12 protein-coding genes are annotated in these 21,548 nt (G+C 50.4%); 7 read left to right on the forward strand and 5 right to left on the reverse strand.

Translation table 11 applies throughout. From position 1 onward, the window contains the following. The first annotated feature begins 45 nt into the window (after positions 1 to 45). The 5 genes from ACKI61_RS14170 (at position 46) to ACKI61_RS14190 (ending at position 8,781) form a co-directional block, all read left to right on the forward strand. Positions 46 to 669, forward strand: a complete 624-nt coding sequence (locus ACKI61_RS14170) for a class I SAM-dependent methyltransferase (protein ID WP_173565964.1) — start codon at positions 46 to 48, stop codon at positions 667 to 669. Between the two features lie 79 nt (positions 670 to 748). Beyond that, positions 749 to 2,674: a LamG-like jellyroll fold domain-containing protein gene (locus tag ACKI61_RS14175; RefSeq protein ID WP_407458315.1), complete on the forward strand. Its 1,926-nt coding sequence runs from the start codon at positions 749 to 751 to the stop codon at positions 2,672 to 2,674. A 64-nt stretch (positions 2,675 to 2,738) separates the two neighbouring features. Then, positions 2,739 to 3,713: a glycosyltransferase family 2 protein gene (locus ACKI61_RS14180; protein WP_407458316.1), complete on the forward strand. Its 975-nt coding sequence runs from the start codon at positions 2,739 to 2,741 to the stop codon at positions 3,711 to 3,713. A 78-nt stretch (positions 3,714 to 3,791) separates the two neighbouring features. Continuing rightward, positions 3,792 to 7,655 (forward strand): DNA polymerase III subunit alpha, encoded by a 3,864-nt coding sequence (gene dnaE / locus ACKI61_RS14185; protein ID WP_407458317.1) that lies wholly within the window; start codon positions 3,792 to 3,794, stop codon positions 7,653 to 7,655. Then, on the forward strand, positions 7,615 to 8,781 hold the full coding sequence (locus tag ACKI61_RS14190) for a lipid-A-disaccharide synthase (RefSeq protein ID WP_407458318.1): 1,167 nt from the start codon (positions 7,615 to 7,617) through the stop codon (positions 8,779 to 8,781). Before dnaE ends, ACKI61_RS14190 begins: the two co-directional genes overlap by 41 nt. Here ACKI61_RS14190 and mutL read toward each other — a convergent pair. Further along, entirely contained in the window at positions 8,749 to 10,632 is a 1,884-nt protein-coding gene (gene mutL / locus ACKI61_RS14195) for a DNA mismatch repair endonuclease MutL (RefSeq protein WP_407458319.1), read from the reverse strand. The genes ACKI61_RS14190 and mutL overlap by 33 nt on opposite strands. A 132-nt stretch (positions 10,633 to 10,764) precedes the next feature. Between mutL and ACKI61_RS14200 the strand changes: the two genes are divergently transcribed. Further along, entirely contained in the window at positions 10,765 to 12,063 is a 1,299-nt protein-coding gene (locus ACKI61_RS14200) for a hypothetical protein (RefSeq protein WP_407458320.1), read from the forward strand. A 290-nt stretch (positions 12,064 to 12,353) separates the two neighbouring features. Here the strand turns inward: ACKI61_RS14200 and ACKI61_RS14205 are convergent, their stop codons facing one another. Next, positions 12,354 to 15,161, reverse strand: a complete 2,808-nt coding sequence (locus tag ACKI61_RS14205) for a DNA topoisomerase (protein WP_407458321.1) — start codon at positions 15,159 to 15,161, stop codon at positions 12,354 to 12,356. Positions 15,162 to 15,166: 5 nt separating this feature from the next. Next, positions 15,167 to 15,805, reverse strand: coding sequence for a hypothetical protein (locus ACKI61_RS14210; RefSeq protein WP_407458322.1), 639 nt, complete (start codon positions 15,803 to 15,805; stop codon positions 15,167 to 15,169). Between the two features lie 180 nt (positions 15,806 to 15,985). Here ACKI61_RS14210 and ACKI61_RS14215 point away from each other — a divergent pair, with 180 nt between their 5' ends. Then, positions 15,986 to 18,760: a fibro-slime domain-containing protein gene (locus ACKI61_RS14215; protein WP_407458323.1), complete on the forward strand. Its 2,775-nt coding sequence runs from the start codon at positions 15,986 to 15,988 to the stop codon at positions 18,758 to 18,760. 107 nt (positions 18,761 to 18,867) lie between these two features. Here the strand turns inward: ACKI61_RS14215 and ACKI61_RS14220 are convergent, their stop codons facing one another. After that, positions 18,868 to 20,169 carry a tRNA (N(6)-L-threonylcarbamoyladenosine(37)-C(2))-methylthiotransferase gene (locus tag ACKI61_RS14220; protein WP_407458324.1) on the reverse strand — a complete coding sequence of 434 codons (1,302 nt, stop codon included), beginning with the start codon at positions 20,167 to 20,169 and terminating at the stop codon, positions 18,868 to 18,870. A 4-nt stretch (positions 20,170 to 20,173) separates the two neighbouring features. Beyond that, positions 20,174 to 21,535, reverse strand: coding sequence for a SpoIID/LytB domain-containing protein (locus ACKI61_RS14225; protein WP_407458325.1), 1,362 nt, complete (start codon positions 21,533 to 21,535; stop codon positions 20,174 to 20,176). Positions 21,536 to 21,548 lie beyond the last annotated feature (13 nt).

Below are 21,548 nucleotides of genomic sequence, written 5' to 3' on the forward strand. Positions count from 1 at the left end.
ATTTTGTCTGCAGAAAAAATTATATTTTCCGAAAAAGAGGTTTTTATGTACCCGAATAAAATTCGTTATGACATCGCCATGCTTGTTCCGAAAGATGCCAAGAGTGTTCTGGAAATTGGTGCAGGCTCTGGCAAGAACTGCGTGATTTACCCGAAGGATTCCTACAAGGTGGCCATTGAGCCAGAGAACCGTACCGACTGCCAGACGGCAGAAAATTTCCCGGGCGGATTCAACGAGTATCACCATGTGCTTTATGAAGACTATAAGGAAGACCGCAAGTTTGACTTGATTGTCATGTGCGACGTTTTGGAACATGTGAACGACCCGGTGGACCTGATCAATTTCTGCAAGGATCATCTGACACCGGAAGGTCACATTCTCCTTTCGCTTCCGAACTTCATCTGCGTCGAGAACATCTTGAAGATTGTCTTGACTCGCGATTTCCGCTATGTCAAGGTAGACCAGGGCGAACGCGCACTGGGGGTTTTGGACATCAATCACAAAACTTTCTGGACCAAGAAGAGCTTTATCCGCTTTGCCAAGGAAAATGGTCTCGAAGTGGAACGCATCGTGGGTATCAGAAAACAGCTCAAGTTTATGCCCAATATCTTGGCTCATTTGAGCTATATCCCGTTCCAGTACGGTTTTTTGACAAAAATCAAGAAATGATCGATGAAAAGACTTGCTTGCCTGTAAGAAATATATTATTTTCTTACATAAGCTAACTGAAACGGGTAAAGGAGAAAAAATGAAAAAATGGACCGTTATACCTGCTGTAGCCTCATTGGCGGCAGTGGGACTATTTGGTTGCTCATCTGAATCGGCTGACAGCGCTTCGGTGATTTCGGTGAGTGACGGTGAAATTCAGTCAGGCAAAGTCGTTCCTGTGAATGTTTCGGATGCAAAGGCTCACCTGGCTCGTTACAGACATTCTGTCGTGGATTCCTGGAGTCTTACGGATTCCTCTTCGGTTGACGTGGATTCGTCCTTGCAAAGCGATAACTTTGCGGTCGATGCGGATGTGCAGGTTGAAGACGATTCCACCTATACAATCGCTTCTGCCGGTGTCGATGGAGATGGCGATGCTTGGATGATTCAGGTTGAAGGCGGTGCGGTTGTTTATTCTTGGCGCCACCAGGGTAACGGCGTATGGAACAAGTTCAAGACCGACAAACATGTCGAAAAAAATGCTCTCGCCAATGTGCGCATGGAACGCGCCGGAAATATCGTCGTGTTCTGGGTCGATGGGGCCATCGTTGCTGCATTCCAGGATGATTCTGGCAAGGAACTCAAGGTAAAAGGCAAACTGACAGTCGGATTCGATGTGTTGGTTCCGGGGCAGTGCCATTGCGTCAACGGTTCTGTGGAACAGATTGGCGTCGAAAATGTCGATGAAATCGAAGATGCTCCAGTCGATTCGATCCAGGTGGTCGATACACTGATGGTCCCGGTCGACTCCTCCGTGATCGCCTCCGATTCTGTGGTGCCGGACTGGATTGCAGAATGGAATTTCAACGATTCTGCAAATGTGGGCCTTGATGCAACTGGCAATGGACACGATGCTGCGCCCGGTGAAGGTTCAGTTAGCACGATCGATGGTATTGCAAGCTTTGACGGTGCCTCTGGTCTAAAGATTTCGCTCGACCCGAATATCCGTATCAACGATTTTGTGGTGGAAGCCCGCGTGAAGCCGACAAAGTTCGGTACCATGCAGAATATTATTGTGGCGGAACCCCCAGGACGCGGTGTGGATGGCTGGCAGCTTCGTGTTGACGAAGGTGTCTTGACGGTTCACCTGCGCGATGCCGAAAACAGTTATGCCGATTGGACTGTTCTTCCGGGTAAGGAAATGGCTCTTGACGAATGGTGCGAAATCCGCTTGGAACGTAATGCCGATAGCGTCAAGCTCTTCCAGAACGGTGAAGTCACTGTGGCTACGGCTTATAAGGGTGACTTGACCCAGATGGCTTACGATTGGAGCATTGGCTATGACGGCATGCAGCAGGCTTTCCACGACCGCTACTTCATTGGCGAAATGGATTACGTTCGATTTGGCGTATTCAAGGGCTTTACCGAAGGTGCCGTTGTTACAAAGAATGAATGGCTGCTTGCTGCATGGGAATTCAATGAACCGACGTTCATCGGTCTCGACCGCATGGCTAATAATTCCACGAAGTCCGTTGTTGGAAACCCGACCATTGCTGATACGACGGTTACTCTCGATGGCAAGTCCGGATTGCCGATAAACCTTTCGAAGACGTTCTTGCGCAATACTTTTGCTGTGACTGCCCGCGTGAAGCCAAACGAATTTGGCGAAATGCAGAACATCATCGCGGCAGAGCCTCCCGGACGCTATGGTGATGGCTGGCTTATTCGCGTTGACGACGGCGTTCTCACGGTTCAGTTCCGCGATGTCGATGTGGACGGCACAGAGTGGAATGTCCTCAAGGGAAAGAGTCTCGATCTCGGTGAATGGAACGATATCCGTGTCGAGCGTACGATTGACTCCGTGATGGTTTACCAGAATGGCGAACGCACGGCTTGGGCAGAGGCTAAGGGTGATGTTTCGCAGCTGGGCTATAACATTGGCATCGCGTACGATGCCGTGAACCAGGCTAAGCACAATCGCTTCTTTAACGGCGAGATCGACTATATCCGCTATTACGGCCTGTAATACTCTATTTCCCGTTTAAACTATATTTGAAGGGTCCTTTGGGCCCTTTTCTATTTAGGTAGCTATGATCATCGATGTCGGTATTATCAACTATAACGGTGGCGAAGAATTGACGGAATGCGTCAAGAGTCTTAAGGCCCAGACGGAGCCTGTTCGGGTATTTGTCTTTGATAATGCGTCGACGGATCAGTCTATACAGCAGCTTAAAGCAGCGAATGTCGATTGCAATATAATCGAGAGTGAACAGAACTTGGGCTACGCTGGCGCCTGCAATGGACTCCTGAAGAATATGGACAGCGACATTCAGGTGCTTTGCAACATGGATTTGGAATTTGCACCGGACTGGGCCGAGAAATTGCGTAGCTGCTTTGAACGGCATCCGGAAGCAGGTTCTGTAGCAAGTCTTGTGATGGAAAAAAGTGGCGTGGTGAATGCGGTGGGCGTGCTGTTTGGCGCAGATCTTTTTGCAAAAAATGAAGCCAGCGGTATGAACTTTGCCGAAGCCGATGTGCGTGAAAAGGAAGTGTTTGGTTGCTATGGCGCCGTAATGAGCTTTCGAAAGGCCGCCGCAAAGGCGGCGGGCAAGATGGATGCCAGTTTTTTCTTGTTTTTTGAAGAAACTGAGTGGTATTTCCGCCACAATCTTGCCGGATTCAAGACTGTCTTTTGCCCCGAAGCGAAGGTCTATCATGAACGTTCCATGACGACCGTTCGTTACTCGCCACGCAAATTATTTTATTCGGAACGCAACCGTTTGCGAACAGCTGTTCGTCTGCTTTCGGTTGGCGATATTTTGAAGCTTCCGGTTCGCAGTTTCGTACGCTATATGAACATGGCGAAGGGGGGCGTCCCCGGACAGTCCGGCGATGGCAAGAAACTCTCAAAAGTGGCCATTTGCATTGCCCTAGCGAAGGCATGGCTGCAGGCATTGGTGATGCTTCCCCAAGAGTTGGCTGTCCGTCGCCGTTACCAGAAAAAGTTCGGCGATGTTTCTGCCCAGGTGAGTCGGTTGCTGGATATGTACTCGATAAGCGACTAGGCTTTGAGCTGTGCGCCGTAGTCCAAACCTCTGCCTTCTGTCAGCTTCCTTTGGTCTACTATTTACTAAATTGCGGGTATGGCTTTTGTTCACCTTCAAGTTCATTCTGAATTTTCTGTTTTACAGGCTTCCGCTCGTCTCGATGATATTCTAGCGGCTGCAGCCGATGAAAATGCTCCTGCGGTGGCTCTTACAGACCACGCTGCCATGTTTGGTATCTTGGAAATCCAGACTCGCGGAAAAGACATGAACAAGGGCCGTAAAGAAAAGGGCCTTCCTCCGGTAAAGACGATTTATGGCTGCCATATTTATGTGGACACGTCAAGTGCAAACCAAAAAGATCCGACTACTTTTGAACGAGTGACCCTATTGGTGGAAAACGAAGCGGGCTACTACAATTTGCTTCGCATTGTGAGCTACCGTTACGAAGATGGAGACCGCTGGGCCGAAATACCGTCGGTTCCGCTTTCGGTTATCGAAGAACATAAAGAAGGCATTATCGCCATTGCGGGCGATTTCTTTAGCAAGTACGGTCAGAATGTGGCTGCCGGGCGCAATAGCGTTGCCCGCGAATACATGGAGTCCCTCGACAAAATTTTTGACCACGACCATCTGTACATTTCGGTGTGCGACAATGGTGTCCAGGGGCAAAAGTTGCTGAACGATTACAACGTTAAGCTGGCTGGTGAACTGGGTCGCGAGATTGTCGCTGTGGGTGACGTCCATTACATTAAGCCCGAAGATGCCGAAGCGCACAAGATTTTGCGTTGTATAGCCTTGAAAGAAACTCTCAATGGCTTTGACGACAAGCATTTTCCTGACAATGGTAAATTCTATTTCCGCAGCGAAGCCGAAATGGTGGAGTTGTTTGGGCATATTCCTGGCGCCATTGAAAATACGGTGAAAATTGCAGAACGCTGCAATTACACGGTCAAGACCGGTATCGGCGATGAATACTGGCCCCGCTTCAAGATCCCTGAAGATTTTTTGGCCTCCGATGAATACCAGAGCATCAAGGCGATTATGAAGGCGGAATACGACGCGGAATATCCGGTCGTACGCGAACGCGAAGTCAAGGGCGTCATCAAGGACAAAAAGAAAAAGGTGACGGCGACCTATTGTGCAGACAAGGGAATTGCCGAAGATGCCCTGACCAACGAAGACAAGGCTGAAATTGAACGCCTGTCGCAGCCGGAATTTTTTGACGAAGACGATCAAAAAGCTTGGGACAAGAGCGTTCGCCGCTGGTGCAAGCCGGGTGGCGATGCCGACATCTATATCACGCATCTTTGTAATCAGCGCCTTAAGTGGCGTTTCCCGAAAGAGGACTTTAAGTTCCCTGCCCACGAAACCGATGTGGGCAAGCGCATGTACAAGGAACTGAACTGTATCCGCAACATGAACGTGGCGGGCTACCTCTTGATTGTGTGGGATTTCATTAACTGGTCCCGTGAACACGGAATTCCCGTGGGCCCGGGCCGTGGTTCTGCCGCAGGTTCCTTGGTTACCTACATTATCGGTATTACCGACATCGACCCGCTCACTTTCGATCTCCTTTTTGAACGATTCCTGAACCCCGAACGCGTGTCCATGCCGGATATCGATACGGACTTTGCGGACCGTGACCGCGGCCGCGTGATTCAGTACGTGACCGACAAGTATGGCAAGGAATGCGTGGGCCAGATTATTACCTACGGCATGCTCAAGTCCAAGGCGGTGATTACCGATGTGGCGCGCGTCCTGGGACTTCCGCCTGCCGAGGCAAAGCAGATTACCAAACTGTTCCCGCAGCGCACCTTGAACTTTAGCCTTAAGCAAGCCTGGACGGGTAAAGACAAGAAGGGCACCAACCTGGAAGACGGTTACAGCCCGGAACCCTTGCAGGCAATGATCGGTAGCCGCGCCAGTTACCAGAACTTGTGGGATATCGCTAAAAAGCTCGAAGATTTGCCACGCCAGACCGGTGTGCATGCTTGCGGCGTGGTGATTACGCCGACCCCGATTTATAACCTTGCGCCTTTGTACCGTGCCGCCCCCGAAGATACGCCGGTGGTGATGTACGACAAGCACTACGCCGAAGACATCGGACTTTTGAAGATGGACTTCCTTGGCCTGATCAACTTGTCGATCATTCAAGACACGGTGAACATGGTCAAGAAGAATCGCTCGATTGAACTTGACATGGGCCACATTCCGCTCGATGACAAGGAAACATTCGACCTGCTCGGCAAGGGGATGACCACGACGGTGTTCCAGTTCGAATCTCCGGGTATGCAAAAATACCTGCGCGAACTGAAGCCTACTCGAATCTTTGACTTGATCGCTATGAACGCCCTGTATCGTCCGGGGCCGATCGACCAGATTCCGCACTTTATTGCCCGTAAGAACGGTCAAGAAGAAATTGACTGCTACCACCCCGACCTAGAACAGGTGCTGGGAGAAACCTACGGCGTGATTGTGTACCAGGAACAGGTGATGAAATTGGCCCAGATTCTGGGTGGTTACACGCTGGGTGGTGCTGACAACATCCGCCGTATCATGGCCAAGAAGATGCCCGATAAGATGGCAAAACTCGAACCGGAATTCTTCGAGAAGTGCATCAACAAGGGCTATGATAAAGCCATGATTCAAAAGGTGTGGAATGCGGTGCTCCCGTTCTGCGGATACGCATTCAACAAGAGTCATGCGGCGGCTTACGCTTATGTGGCTTACCAAACCGCATACCTGAAGGCGCATTACGGCCCTGAATACATGGCAGCTTCGATGACCTCGAAGATGGGTAAGACCGAAGACATTGTGACGATTATCTTGGAATGCAAGCGGTTGAATATATCTGTCTTGGCTCCGAATATCAATGAGTCGATGGGCGAGTTTGTTGCCAATAAAGAAGGTCAAATATTGTTTGGATTGGCTGGCATCCGCAATGTGGGCCTCGCCGTGGTCGAAGATATTATCGCTGAACGAGAGCGTCGAGGCAAGTTTAAGGATATCTTTGATTTCTGCAAGCGTGTGGCGGAGTTCCAGGGAGAGCAAAAAGAAAAGCGTGCTCCCATGAATAAGCGACTGATCGAAAGCCTGATTATGGCCGGAGCGCTTGACGAGTTCCCCGGCAGTCGTCCGGTACTTTTGGCGACGGTGGACCGCGCTATGGAGGTGGCTTCTAGGTACCAGGAAGATAAAGACCGAGGACAGATGTCGCTCTTTGATATGGGCGGTGGTGAGCCTTCGATGGATAGCTCCGCCGAAGTATTGGAAGAAGCCGAAGAATGGTCGTCGATGGAGATGCTCAATAAGGAACGCGATGTGGTGGGTATGTTCCTGTCGGCACATCCGCTCGATGAATTCTGTCCGGAATTGCAAGGCTTTACGACATGTTCCTTGGACGAAGAAGATCTGTCCAGTCATGAAGGCGGCACCGTCATTGTGGGAGGCGTTGTCACGAAACTCCGTTCCATTGAAACAAAACGCGGCGATACGATCGGTGCTGGCGCCATTCAGGATTTCCACGGCGATTTGGAACTGTTCTTCAAGAAGGATCTGTGGGAAAAATTCCGTGACACGGTGGCCATTGACGACCGGGTGCTTGTAAAGGGTGCCCTTGAACACCAGCGTATGGGCGATGGCATGCAGCTAGTTGTCGAAGAAGTCATCCAGTTGGATCGAGTTCGTTCGGATATGGTGAGCCATATTCACATGAAAATAGATTCGTCCATGGTCGATCAAGCCTTTTTGGATAAATTGCAGGGGCTTTTTGAAAAATATGCCCCGTTCGAGGGTGAACATAGCTGTGAGTTGGTCTGTCACATTGAAACGGAATCGGGCTTTATGCACGTGCTTTCGCTCAAAAGCCAAAAAATTGTCTATGAACCTGCCCTCTTGCAAGCTTTGCGCGACGAATTGAATGCGTCAAAAGTTTGGGTTTCAAACCGTGCCAAACGGTAAATCGTACATCCTTTTTTGTGCGGGGGAAGATTCTGGCGATGCCGTCGGAGAATCGTTAGTTAAAACGGTTGTGGCCGGGGCGCGTTTTAGGGCTCTTGGTGCGGGGGGAACTCGCATGCAGGGCGCTGGCATGCATCCCATTGTCGATTTTGAAAATTTGCCGGTATCGGGTTTTGGCGATGTATTGCCCAAGTATTTTAAACTTCGCAAAAGTTTTAAGGTGTTAAGGGCGGCGCTTGAATCACCGGATTGTCTGGGCCTGGTGGCGATTGATTATCCTGGCTTTAACATGAAGCTTGCAAAACTTGCAGGTGCATTGCGTAAGCCTTGCCTTTATGTGGCACCGCCTCAGGTATGGGCATGGAAATCGGCTCGAGCACATGAACTTGCTGAAAATCCTTTCGTGAAACTTGCGGTTTTCTTTGACTTTGAAGAAACCGCTTACCGCAGCGCTGGTTGTGATGTGGTGCGGGTCAAGCATCCGTATCTGTCGACAAAATCTCCTGAAGCGGAAGAATCTTCGTCAATTCTTCTACTCCCAGGTAGCCGCAAGTCGCAGGCGCTGCGAAACCTGCCTTTATTTTTGAAGGCCGTTGAGGTGTCGCAGATGTCCAAGGCGATATCGCATCTTGATTATGTCTTGTTGGCCGCGCGTCAGGAGTTGGTACCTGCTTTTGAAAGGGCCCTACTTCAATTTGGAAACGAATCTCTTTCACAAAAAATCCGTGTGGCTGTTGCTCCCCCCAATGTTAATGACAGAAACGCCCTTTATTGTAGAGCCAAGTTCGCCGTGACTGCTCCGGGAACGGCTACGCTGGAACTTGCCTTATCGGGGTGCTCGATGGCGGTCTGCACCAAACCGGATTTTTTGACATATTGCTTAGGGAGCCTTTTTGTAAAGACGAAATACTTCGCGCTACCCAATATCATTTTGGATAGGTCAGTCTATCCAGAAATGATTGTTGTACCTGGACATGAGCGTCATGCTGTTGCAGGTTTAGTCAAAGAAATCGCAGATTCTTTTGCCTCTAGGCGGAAACCGAATGCGGATATTCTGCGATCAAGACTTTCGGTGGGAGAGTCCCTAGAATCGTTAATGGCGGAATTTCTTCGAAAGTTCGTCTAGCGTAATTCGCATTAGGGTTGGATGCCCATAAGGGGACTTGAGCGGCTCTTCGGTGAGCATCAGTTGCGTCACGAGAGCGTCCATTTCTTCTGGCTTTAGCTTGTCACCTGCTTGGTAGGCGTTGGTGCTTGCCCAGGCCTTGGCAATGGTTTCTTGAACTTTTACCATGTCGCCTTCGCTCTTTCCCTCTTCGCCGATGCTGTCAAGGAAGTCTTTAACGGCCTTAATGGCTCGAGAAAGGGGGAGTGCGCTTGGTATGGCGCGAATCTGGTATGTCTCCCCGCCGAAGTGCTCAATGTAAAAGCCGAGATGCTTGAATTGGTCTTCAACGCTTTGTAACGCTTCCACTTCGATTTTAGATAAATCCAAAAGCTCTGGGAATAGAAGCTCCTGACTGTCGAGTGCGGCCCCATTTCTCAGGGTGTCGATAGCCCGTTCATATAGAATTCGAGTATGGGCGGCATGTTGGTCAATAATTAAGAGCCCGTTGGAATCTTCACCTGCAATGTATGTGTTTGAAATTTGGAAGAATGTAGGTGGATTCCAGACATGTTCTTTTGCGGGCGGAGCCTGCAGGTTTTCCCCTTCAAGTGAAATCACTTTGCCCGCTTCGGGTTGGCTGAAAAGGTCCTGTGCATAATCGTTGATCGTCGAGGACTTGTGAGGCTTTTCAAATGTAAATGGGGTTGCTGGGCGGTTAGACATTTCGGGAATGTCTCCGCTAGCTTCATTTGTTGTAAATGGAGCGCGGGACTTTTCGATGGGCTCTGAAAATCCGTAGGGGAGGCTTGTTTCGTGCAAGCTATCGGCGTTTCCTTGCTTTTTGATTTCTTCGCTTAAGTCGATGAGCGGAGAATTCGCTTCCATGTCCTTGGTAAATGCGTCGCGGATGGCATGGGTGACCACCAAAAAGACCAGGTTCTGGTTTGCAAACCGCACTTCTCGCTTTGCGGGGTGCACGTTAACGTCAAATTCCATATCGGGCATGTCCAAAAACAGCACCGAAACAGGCTTGCATTGGGCGCCATAGGGCTCGTAGGCTTGCTGCACCGCCTTGCTCACCATCTTGCTTTCGATGGGGCGGTTCCGAATGAATAGGAACTGATTGTTGCGCTTTCCGTTTGTTTCTGTGGTGGGGGAGATGTATCCCCAAACATGGATGCCCGCTTCGGTGTAGTCGAGAGGTAATAAGGCTTTTGCGATTTTAGAGCCTATTGCTTCGGCGATTCTGTTGCGCAGTTCCCCAGGCACCCCGGTAAACACGGTTTTGTCGCCTACTTTATAATCGAAGCGGATTTCGGGGTGCGCGATTGCCGTTTTAAGAATGACATCGAATATGCGCGTTCCCTCGGCGGTTTCACTGCTTAAAAAGTTTCGGCGTACAGGAGTGTTGTAGAATAGATCTTCAACTAGAAACGTGGTGCCGCGGCTGGCCTGCACATCTAGCTTTTCAACGACGCGACCGCCTTCCAAAACAATCCGTCCCGAATCACCGTCTTCAGTGGCGCTGGTGATGGTGAGTTTGGAAACGGCTGCTATGGAAGCGACTGCTTCACCCCTAAAACCATTGGTGTGTAGGTGAAAAAGGTCTTCGGCAGACGTGAGCTTGGATGTCGTATGGCGTAGGTAGCAGAGGTCTAGGTCGTATGAATTCATGCCCTTTCCGTTGTCTGTTACCTGAATTTTCTTTTTTCCGCCCTGTTCGATAGACACCTGTATACGGGTGGCTCCGGCATCGATTGCGTTTTCAATAAGTTCTTTTACGGCCGATGCAGGGCGCTCAATTACTTCACCCGCAGCGATTTTATTGATGATTTCATCCGGTAAAATGTGTATTTCAGCCGATTTCATAGCCCAAATATAGCCTTTTAAACAATTTTAAATATATTTTTTTGCTAAATTAATGACACAATCAGATGAAAGGTGTTTAGGGTTCCTATTGAATAGGACTTATACATCTATTCAAAAGAGTGAGGTAAAAAAGTGCTTTCAAATCTGTTCCTGCAATTGACTCATATCGAGTTGCTCATTAAGTATCCGGTAAAGGATCTTTTGACGCTAATTAAGCGTGATCCGCGTTTTACGGTCAAAGTTCTTAATGACATTTATTTCGAAGACTCTTTTGTGGACGAAGGCCTTCACCGTCTGATTATGAATAGCGTGGTGAACTGGCTTTATGAACGGGGTGAAAACCCGGATGCGTTTGTGCAGCACATTATAGACCGCTGCGCCACATTCGAAGCGGTTCCCGCTCGTAGCGTGTTGCGTTCTTACCTGCCGTATGTGTCGCAGTTCTACGCAACCGAAGATGTGCGTCAGCTCTGCCTTGACATTATTCCGAAACGTTATCCTCTTCTCTCCAATGCAAAATTCCTTCGCCGCGAATTGGTCGATGGTAACCGCAAGGAGTATTTCTCTTACCGATTTGATTCGCCGGGCATGCTGATTACGAACCCCATGCGCTGGTTTAACGGCCTAGTGCAGTTGGGCCCCATTTTCTTGAATACGCCTCCCTATGAGCTTATTGAATACAAGGCCTGTCAGACCTCTTTTGTTGAAGCGCTCGAAAACCGTGCTACGGCCGAAGTCCGCGATGACGGCTGTGTTTATGTGAATGGTCGCCAGGTCGGTAAGTATATGACCTTTGGTGATTGCCTAGATGAATATGGGCTTGATTGGGAATTTGAAGCCGAAAAGAAGATGGCTTGTGTCCGTGCAACCGAAGATGTGATTGATGAACAGGTGGGCGCAGTCTTGATTCATAAGGGCTGCTATTACGGCGCACCGGCAGGTGTGGTCTACTTCGATTATAAGGCAAATGTCGTTGCCCCGGAACCGTTCAACAGGCTGATGAGTGCCGTGGTGAAGCAGGAATTCGATTCATGGGAACCTATTCAGAAGGCTCAGGAACAGCTGCTTGAAGCGATGAATGATTCGGTCACGGTGATTTACTACAAGAGCGACGATTCCATCTCGGTCAATAGCAAACACCTGATGCGTAATGTCCCGGCTCGCATTCTTCGTAATCTGCTGCGCGAGTACAGCGCATCCGGTCGTGAAGAATTTGAAAACCGCGAATTCAAGAGAGATGCATCTATTTGTATGGATCCTCTGCGTCCGAACTTCGAAAGCCGATTGAACCGCGTTATTGCTCATATCAATGGTTCTGATGATCCGGAACATCCGTCTGAAGGTGTGAAGAAGTATTTCGAAATCGAACGTCACCGTCGTGGTGGATTCCGTTTTGTTCCGAAGTGCAAGATTATTTTCCGCGAAGAGTAAATGTTAGTTTACTTGTGGTGTGAATGTAATTGATACGGATTAAGAAAATAAGCAATTTGGTAGTTCCCGAGCAAAAATAAAAGGATATATTTAGAATCGTGAACGGTAGAAGGGTAAATCCTGAAACGACTCTATCATTGCTCCCCTCCTGGTAGGTTCAAGGTTCCACATACCGATTCATATTTTCTCCTTCTTAGGAAAGGGTTCCCGCAAGGGAGCCCTTTCTTTGTTTCGTGACTCGATGTCACGAAACAAAGCATGTTCTGGGCCTCGGTCATGCGCGACACGGCCTATTTTTGATTGATGACTTCGACTGTCAGCTTGTTGAATCCCAACTTGCCACCGTTGCGGAGTTCTAGGGCTGCACGGAAAGTCGTATCGTTTTTCTTGAAGGGTTCCAGTACGGGAGTCCATTTGTTTTTCAGGAGTCCTTCGACTTCTTCGTCGCTGAACTTGCGCTGGTAGAAAACTTGCGGAATCCCATAGCCGCATTGCGGGTTCATGCACACATAGGCGGCGTGTACGGTCGCTTCTCCCGAAGCGCTTGATGTGCCGTTGCGGAAACGAAGCTGGTCTCCGCAAATGGGACAGGGGAGGTTCCTGTGCAGAAATTCAAAGGTGGTGCGGCCCTTGTTTTCACCTTCGCCCCATTTGAGGCTTGCTGCAAATTCGGTGCCCTTCTTGCTCTTGAAATCTTGGATGAGCGGAGTGTGTCCGTTGGTGAATAGTTCCTCGATTTCGTTTGCCGTAAGCGTGTGCCCTGCGATAGTCTTGAACAATGTGAACTTGCATGCATTTGTCATGCCTGACTCCGTTCCGGCATCACCGTTTTTAATATTTGCCGTGCAGAATAGGGCGTTCTTGTTTTCTTCCAGCGGGGCTCCACAAAGTGGGCACTTGTATTCTGTTTTTTGCCCGTGGAACTTGCCGTCGCTTTCGAATTCAAACTGGATATTGAAATCTTTATCAACCGAAAGTTTCGCCGAAAATTCGGTGCCTTTCTTGCTCTTGAATCCAGAAACTGGGCCGATGGTTTCACCGGCGAGGAGCGCCTTGATTTCGCCATGGGCAAGCATATGGCCTGCCACGGTGTGCCCAAACTTGAATCCGCATTCGGCTTTGGGGCACACGTAGCCCCAGGGGGCTACTTCGAGCGCGCTCCCGCATTTGGGGCAAGGAATTGTTTCGGTGGCGGTCTCGCGCTCGAACTGGCAGCCGTATCGCGCGTGCAAGTCGGCGAACAGCTGCTTTACATATTCGACGATTCCGTCGCGGAATTCTACTGGAGAAAGTGTGCCCTTTTCTACTTGAGAAAGCTTGTATTCCCATTCGCCGGTCATCTCGGGCGACTTGACCTTTTCGTCCATCAAGGCAATCACTTCGCGGCCTCGGGCGGTACTCACCAGGTAATTCTTCTGGGCCTCGATAAATCCGCGCTTCTTGAGTGTCTCGATGATTCCCGCCTGCGTGGCAGGCGTTCCGAGTCCGCGGTCCTTCATGGCTTCGGCCAGTTCTTCATTTTCGATTTGCTTACCCGCGGTCTTCATCGCGGCAAGGAGAGTTGCCTCGGTGTAGTACTTGGGCTTGCTCTTCTTCTTCTTTTGTAGCTCTACGCTGTCAAAAGGAGCGTGCTCGCCGACAGCCCATTCCGGGAAAAATTCCACCAGGTTCGTAATTTCGTCGCTGTCGCCTTTGCCCTCGGCGTCCTTAGATTCGGCTTCGCCTTTCTTGCCCTTCGCCTTTTTCTTGTCGTCTTTCGTCTCTTTTACGAGAGCGCGGAATCCCAAATCTTCGTTACGCTTGAGCTTCAATCTGAATAAATCTTTCTTTTCTCCCGTCTCGAGCACGATTTCCATTTCATCCCACACGTATGGCTTGAGCCATGCCTGCACAAAGCGTTCCTTGGCCAGGTCGTAAATTTTCTGCTCCATTTCGGGCAAATCGCTCGGAGTTTCGCCGGTAGGGATAATGGCAAAGTGGTCAGTCACCTTGCTCGAGTTGATGAAGACGAAATTTTCATCGAGGGTGCGGAATACCTTTTGCTGCTCGGGTGTCGAGAGTTTTTGCGCAAGGGCATAAGCCTCTTGTTTCATGGTGTCGGGCAGGTACTGCGAATCGGTACGCGGGTAGGTAAGCAGTTTCTTTTCGTATAGGTTCTGCGCGCAGTCAAGCACCTGCTGGGCGCTGAACTTGAATCGCTTGTTTCCTTCTTTTTGTAATTCAGTCAGGTCGAACGGCTTTTGCGGAAATTGCTTCTTTTGCTGCGTGTCGACCTTGGCGATTGTTGCCTCTGTGGGCGATGTGCATCGCTCTACAATGGCGTTCGCTTCGGCTTCCTTCTCAAAGACGGCGACTTTAAGATTTGCTTCGCCCTTGGCGTCTTCTTCACGTTTGACATTTTGCGCCTGGAATCCTTTCCATGAGCCCACGATGCTATAGTAGAACAGTTCCTTGAACTGCTCTACGATGCTGTCGCGTTCTACAATCAGGTTTAAGGTCGGTGTCTGCACGCGCCCCACCGAAATCATCTTGCCGCGGCCGGCGGTGAGTGTGTAGGCTCTCGTTGCGTTTAGCCCTACCATCCAGTCGGCTCGCTGTCTTAAGCGGGCCGCATAGCTCAAGTTGAGACGCTGGGTAGCGTCCTCCAAATTTTTCCAGGCCTTGTCTAGATCCTTGGCCACGTAGCTGTTCACCCACAGGCGCTTAATGGTCTTTTGCTTAAAAGAGGGTGTGTAGTCGAGTACCAGGTCAAAAATCAGGTTGCCTTCGCGGCCGGCGTCCGCTCCGTTCACCAGAACGTCTGCCTGCTCCATCATTTGGCGAACCACGTTCAGCTGTTTCTTGGTGCTTTCGATTTCCATCAGGCGGAATTTTTCAGGCAGCAGCGGCAAGTTTGAAAGCCGCCAACCGCCCTCGTAACCGGGGTAGGCGTCAAGGGGGGCGAGCGTAATCAAGTGGCCCACGCACCAAGTAATGCAGTGGTTCTTGCCGATAAGGCATCCGTCGCCTTGGGTGAACTTTTCACCTTCGATCCGCTCGAGCATCGGACGGTAATGCTGGTTGGCGACAGACGGTTTTTCGGCGACGAGTAAAATCACGAATACTAACCCTGTTTTGTTTCGGCAACAAGGTCGATTTGCAACAAATTATCTTCCCAGGCGTTTTTTGCCTTGCGAAGCTTTGCGAGTGAGTCGTCGTCGGCACCGCTGCTTTCGCGTAGCTCCATCAGTTTTCGATAGTCTTCTGCGAGGTCTTTTGCCTTGGGGTATTCAGGAGCAAGAGCTTCCAGCTCGCGGAGGATTGCTTCGTCGGAGTAGAGCCTCGCGATACCTTCCAAGGAGTTGGATATGTAATCTTCTTGCCGATTTTTGCACCGTGCGTCATTCGCTTCTTCAAATTCAAGGGGGCGAATTTTGTCGAGCCAGGCAGCTTCGTTGCAAAATAGTTCGTTGTCTTCGGCGAGGGCGTCCTTGCGCCTAGTGAGTTCAAGCTGTTTTTTCATGAAGGGGCGGTAGGACTCCACATCGAGGTCTGCCCCTTGTCTTACCAAAAAATCCTTCAGGTTTGACAAGTTCCCTTCGGTGGGATTATTCAACAGGCATTCCTTGATTACGGCAAGTTGGTCTTTGGGAGGAAGTTTCTTGAAACTTTCGCTTTTTAGGTTGGCATCCTTGATTTTTAGCCAAAAAACACGCAAGAGAATCAGCACGATGGCGATGGTAAACAGGGTAGATAGCGACATACGGGGTACTATTTAGAAATCTTTTGCTTAAAATCGGTACTTTAGATCACATAAAAAAGTGAAAAAGGGTCGGTTAAAGGGTATTTTTCAATTTTTTACATGTATATGGAGCGCAAAAAGGTTTATATTTAGGAGAGAGTGTTCTTACCCTTTGTTTAGGTGAGGTTATTTTTTATGAATATGTTTGGTTATAAAGCAAAGTTTGCCCTCGGTACTATTTTGGGATGTGCCGCATTGCTGTATGCGGATGGCGACATCCGTCAGTTGGACATTGTTATCCGTGACTTCCAGCCGAATCACCCGGACTTTGAAAACTTCTCGGAAGAATTTTCTGGCGTCTATGACGGCTATGCCGAGGGAGAATTGAGCTATCTTGCCAAAAGAAAGAATCAGCCCAAGAAGAATTTCATGGTTCCGGGTGTGAACCAGAGCTACTATGGTTATGACGACTTCTGGTACACCACCAAGGCGGCCTACCATACCACTTGCGGTAACAAGGCGTCCAAGGCTGGTGCCATGATTGGTCAAGATGGGCTTCCGATGGTCCAGAACCCTTATCTTCCGCCTTACCTGCGTGGCACTTCCGCTACATCTGTGTTGAAGTACGGACAGTGCAAGACCTCGACCGTTAACGGCATTATCCAGCGTGGCTACGAAAACGTTGTGGGTGATGTGAAGGGCTTTGTTTGCGTCGGTGGAACGGAATGGGCGAACGAAGTGTACTACACCCCCGGGATGGTCCAGACGTATCTGGAATTCAGACCCGATGAAAAGGGCGAGTACGACATGTACGATAGCGTCCATATCTTGAAGGCCAACGAGCTTTGCGACAACCAGTATTTCCACCAGTGGTATACAGATGCCGTGGACGAGAATGGCGCTCGCGTCAACCTGAGAACGAACACCACGATGGACATCCCGCAGGATGGTGGTTCCAAGTACTTTGTGTACGACTACAACTTCAACAACGGTGGCTATTCTCCGCTCGATACAATTGATCCGAATACCAAGCAGTGGATTTCCCAAAAGCCCTGCAACCCCTCCATTCAGCCCAACGGTGTTTGCGAACAGTACGGCCCGCAGAGCCTTTCCATTTTCTGCCCGCCCTACGAATACGAATACGCCAACACTCAAAAAGACTATGTCGATCAGAACACATACCAGCTGTGCAACTCCTGGCTCCAGAATGGTGGACCTCGCTATGTGGGTCCTGTAATGGACAACGGCGTCTATTCCAGTGCCGCATGGCCTGCCGCTGCATCTAATGGAGCTCTGGGACTTCAGCATCTACGCAACTATGCATTCACGATGATGGGGTACGCCAAGTTTAAGTATCGTTCGTCCAACCAGTACCCGACGCCCGAAGTCTTTGAGTTTGCAGGCGACGACGACATGTGGATCTTTGTGGATGGCGTGCTTGCTGTGGACCTGGGTGGAACCCACCTTTCTGCTCCGGGTAGCGTGAACATTCAGACGCTTGCCCAGAATAACCATGGCTGCCACGCTGGTGAACCGCTTTCTCAGTATACCAACTGCACAGGCGCATCTGATGCCACAGGGTGGGCAGACAATACCTGGCACCACCTGCACTTCTTCTACGCAGACCGTCAGACCGATGGTTCCAACATCTATATTCGTACTTCGCTTTCGGAACTTGCCCCGTCGCGTTACGGTCAGCCGGCCGTGGGTTCTGTGCTTGCAAAGCTTGACTCTGCGGGCAACCAGACTGTGACGATGTTCATGAACACGACTCTTGATCAGGCCACACTCGAAGCAATTCAAAACTATGGCAATACACAGCCGACCATCGTGGTGATGCGTCCTGTGACCGACCCTGCAACGGGAACCAAAAAGATGGAAGTTTACGGCTATTATGTGAACTCCGTTGTCGAAGGTGCCAACCAGGGGGCCAGTGGCGTGCAGTACAACTTTACAGGTGAACTGAGAGACGCTAGCGGCCAGGTGCTGAGCAATTCGATTGTGGTGGGCGGCGACATGGTGGCGTTCAACTTCCCGACCGATCAGCAGTTCTTGGCGAGCGACGAATTCGTGCAGCAGAAGGCTCAGTACATTGCCTGGCTGACCAGCCAGGGCTACAGCAATCCGGAAGAGACCTGGAACCAGTTGATTGCGTGGAACACTCAGCTTTCCTTCAAGATTACATCTTCTTCTGGCAAGTCCGTGGTGGGTTACCCCGATGATCCGAGCGAATGGCCGCAGGCGGACTTTAAGGCTCCGTCACAGGGCTCTCCGTTCGTTCTGGACTCTGCCATTACGCGTCCGGACTTCAGCGAAAAGGCGAATGTCCTGACTCAGATTGCTGAAAACAATGATGGTGAACTTCCGCTGGATATGACCGCAGACCTTCTCTTTACCTCTGTTCCTGGCGGCGTGGGTAAGAACGGCAACCCGCTCGCCTTGACCAACGAAGAAAAGCTCATCTTCTCGCAGACAGGTTTTGGTGGTGAAGCTGCCGCAAACACGAAGGTCTATGGCGTCAATGAAGCTGCCGGTACAGCAATGTGCTTCTCCAATGGCGTTGAAAGCTGCTTCAGCATTTCTTACCCGGTGATGGGACCGTTCCGCATCAATGTGCGCGTGTTCGACCATCTGGGCCACTTCGTGAGCCAGTACCAGAAGAGCATGAACGAAGAAGAACTCCGTGCCGCTTTGGGCGGAATCAACATGACGAATCCCGAAACTTGCGTCGAAAAGGGTGTTGAATATCCGCTGTACGGTGAAACGGGTGCAGGCTTTATGACTATCAAGATGTATCCGGTGTCCCAGTCGGGCCGCATGGTGGCCACGGGTCCTTACATCTATCAGGTGACCTTTGTTCAGGAATTCTACAAGTCCTGCGTTAGGGAAGGTTCTTCGGCATGGATGCACACGATGTACTATACCAGAACGAATGAAACCTACAGGCGTGGTTACAAGCGCGCAAAAACAAAGTAAGCGACTTGCATGATTGAACTTGAAAAGCCTCGGCGTCAAGCCGGGGCTTTTTCTTGACCAAGCGAAACGATGGTTTGGAAAACCATGCGTTTCGGGATGCGCTAGAATTAGCTTATTGTTCCTATAAGGGCGAAGGGTTCTGCGGCGGTTATTGTAACAGTGAACCTTTCGCCTGGCTTCAGCGGTGTTTTGTTTGCGATTGCGACGGGGCGGTAGGCTGCGTTCCGGGCGATGTAGGTGCCCTTGCGGTAGCCCGGCTTTTCAATGGTGACAGTTTCTTTTTCGCCAATCCAACGGGAATTGTTTTCTGCTGCGATGCGTTGGAAGGCTTCGGCGAGGGTCGCTGAACGCTGGTGCTTGATTTCGTCGGGAACGGAGCCTGCTATATTGTAGGCGGGGGTGTTGGGACGTGCCACGAAGCGTGTGATGTTGCAGACGGTGGGACGGGTCTTTTCGAGAAGGTCTAGGGTGTCTTGGAAGTCGCGTTCCGATTCACCGGGAAAACCGACAATCAGGTCGGTGCTCAAGGTAAAAAGCGGAAATTGTCTGTTGATGGCATCGGCAAGGTCGATGTAATCCTGTACGCTGTGCTTGCGATTCATTGCATACAGAACATCGTTGCTTCCGCTCTGGACGGGCAGGTGGATGAACTTGTATACGCGCTCATCTTTAAAGCAGTCGATGATGCCATCGAGATATTGGAGCATGTGGCGCGGATTTCCCATGCCGAGTCGTAGCTTGTAGTCGCCGGGAACATCTGCTAGAATCTGTTGAACGAGCTCGGCGAGATTCGAGCCAAAGTCGAAACCGTAGCAGCCGCAGTCTTGGCCGGTCAGTTGGATTTCAACGCAGCCGTCTTCGACAAGATTTTTCACTTGTTGCACTAGGTCGGTGGCGGGGTAGCTGTGGAGTCTGCCCTTAACGAGTCTGGTGGAACAGTAGGCGCACGCGTCAAGGCACCCTTCTTCAATGTTCACGATACCTATGAGAGGGTTTTCCCTGAGTGTATCGGTGGATTGCTTCGTCGCTCTCGCTCCTCGCAATGACGTGTTATAATTGGCGTGCAGATCCTTAAGACTCGTATATAAAACTTTATCTGAAATCTTGGAGGCTTCTTCCCTGAAATCTTTTGGAGCACAACCCGTAATAAACAGCTTAGCATGTGGGGCCGAGTTGATTGCTTCTCGCAATAGCTTTAGGGCGCCCGCATTTCCCTTGACTGTACATACGTTCAATACGAATGCTGCGGGTGTTTCGCATTCGCGATTCTCGTCATTTAGTTGGGACATTCCGAAAACGATCCGGTAGTCGTCTTCAAAAAGGCGGGCAATCTTTTCACCATCGCCAAAGTTTGCGCTACAACCTTGGCTAATGACTGCGAGAAGTGGCTTTTCTACGGAGCCTGCCATCTTCTTACCGCTCGAATTTTTCCAGGGTAATTCCCTGATAGTAGTGGCTTAGGATTTCCTGGTAGCTTTGCCCGGCCTGGGCACGAGCGCGCACTCCCATTTGACACATGCCCACGCCGTGCCCAAAACCCGTGCCCGTGAGCACCCATTCCTTGCCGTCCTTCTTGATGCTAAAGAAGGACGACGGAAGAATGGTTCCTGCCTTCTTGAAAAGCCAACGTGTTCTGTCCGTGAGGACATCGAAGTGGCCCTTGTCGGTTTCGACGCGGAGCGTCATGATGCGCCCGCTTTTCAGCTTGTCCTTGATCTTGATGGATTTGATTTTCTTGAAATCGGCTCCGTTCTTGCTGCTAAATATAGCCTTAGCTTCGATTGCATTCGCCTTGAAAAGTTTTGCAATCTCTTTATCTGCAAAGCGGCGTTCCCATTTGGTGTAGCTGGATTCATCGCACCAGGGCTTTCCATTGGGGCGTTTGTCGGGAACGGATTTTAGGTAGGGGAGGTCGGCACGGTTCCAGGTGGCAAGAGTCTCGGTGATGCCGCCGCAGGTGGAATGGTAGTAGGCGATGATAAATTCGTCGTTGTAGGTCATCACGACTCCTGCGGTTGCCTTGACAGCTGCATCGGTGAGTGGAGTTGCCGATGCAAGTCCTTTGTATACTTGATCCTTGGTGTCGGCGTAGACGTCGAAACCCATCGCCTCGCGACTGTTGAAATGCTTGTAGGCGTAGGTGCGTGCCGCTACGGCTTGCGCCTTCAGGGCTTCGATGCGGCTGCTGTCAAGTTTTCCGATTTCGTAGGGAACGACTCCGCGTAAGTAGTCTTCAACATCCACCGAGTTAATGGCGTCGAGCCTTCCGTTTGTTGCTCTAAAAAGAATGCTGCCCGGGTAGCATGCCTTGCCAAGGGATTTCTTGTCGGCGGCAACGGCGATGCATCCACCTTCTTCGCTGTTGAATTCTCGGGAAATGTCTTCGGTGGAATTTTCACCGGCTTCGAATTTCACCTTGTTGCCGTGCGGAGTGACCCGTACGGTTTCACCCTGGTATTTTAGGTAGAGTTCCTTGACGCCGGTGAACACCCCGACACGGAGTGGCCTGTTCAAGTCTTCTGGAATCTTATGCGCCTTGAATGCTGCGGGGGTGTCTTGCTCGACGGTGTTTGATGCATCGTTCTTTGCTGCACTTACATCGGAATTCGTCTCCGAATTTTGTGCCCCGGGTTCCTGAGTTGATGTTGCCTCGATGGGCACAAAGCGAATGACTTCGGTATTCTGCACGTCATCGGGCAAGTCAAAATCGCCATCTGCAAGAGCTGCAGAAACTCCGATGATTAGTGCTAGAATAGGTGAAGGTTTGAAAAGCATCTTCCTTTGGTCT

This window comes from Fibrobacter sp. (assembly GCF_045601785.1).
GTDB lineage: Bacteria > Fibrobacterota > Fibrobacteria > Fibrobacterales > Fibrobacteraceae > Fibrobacter.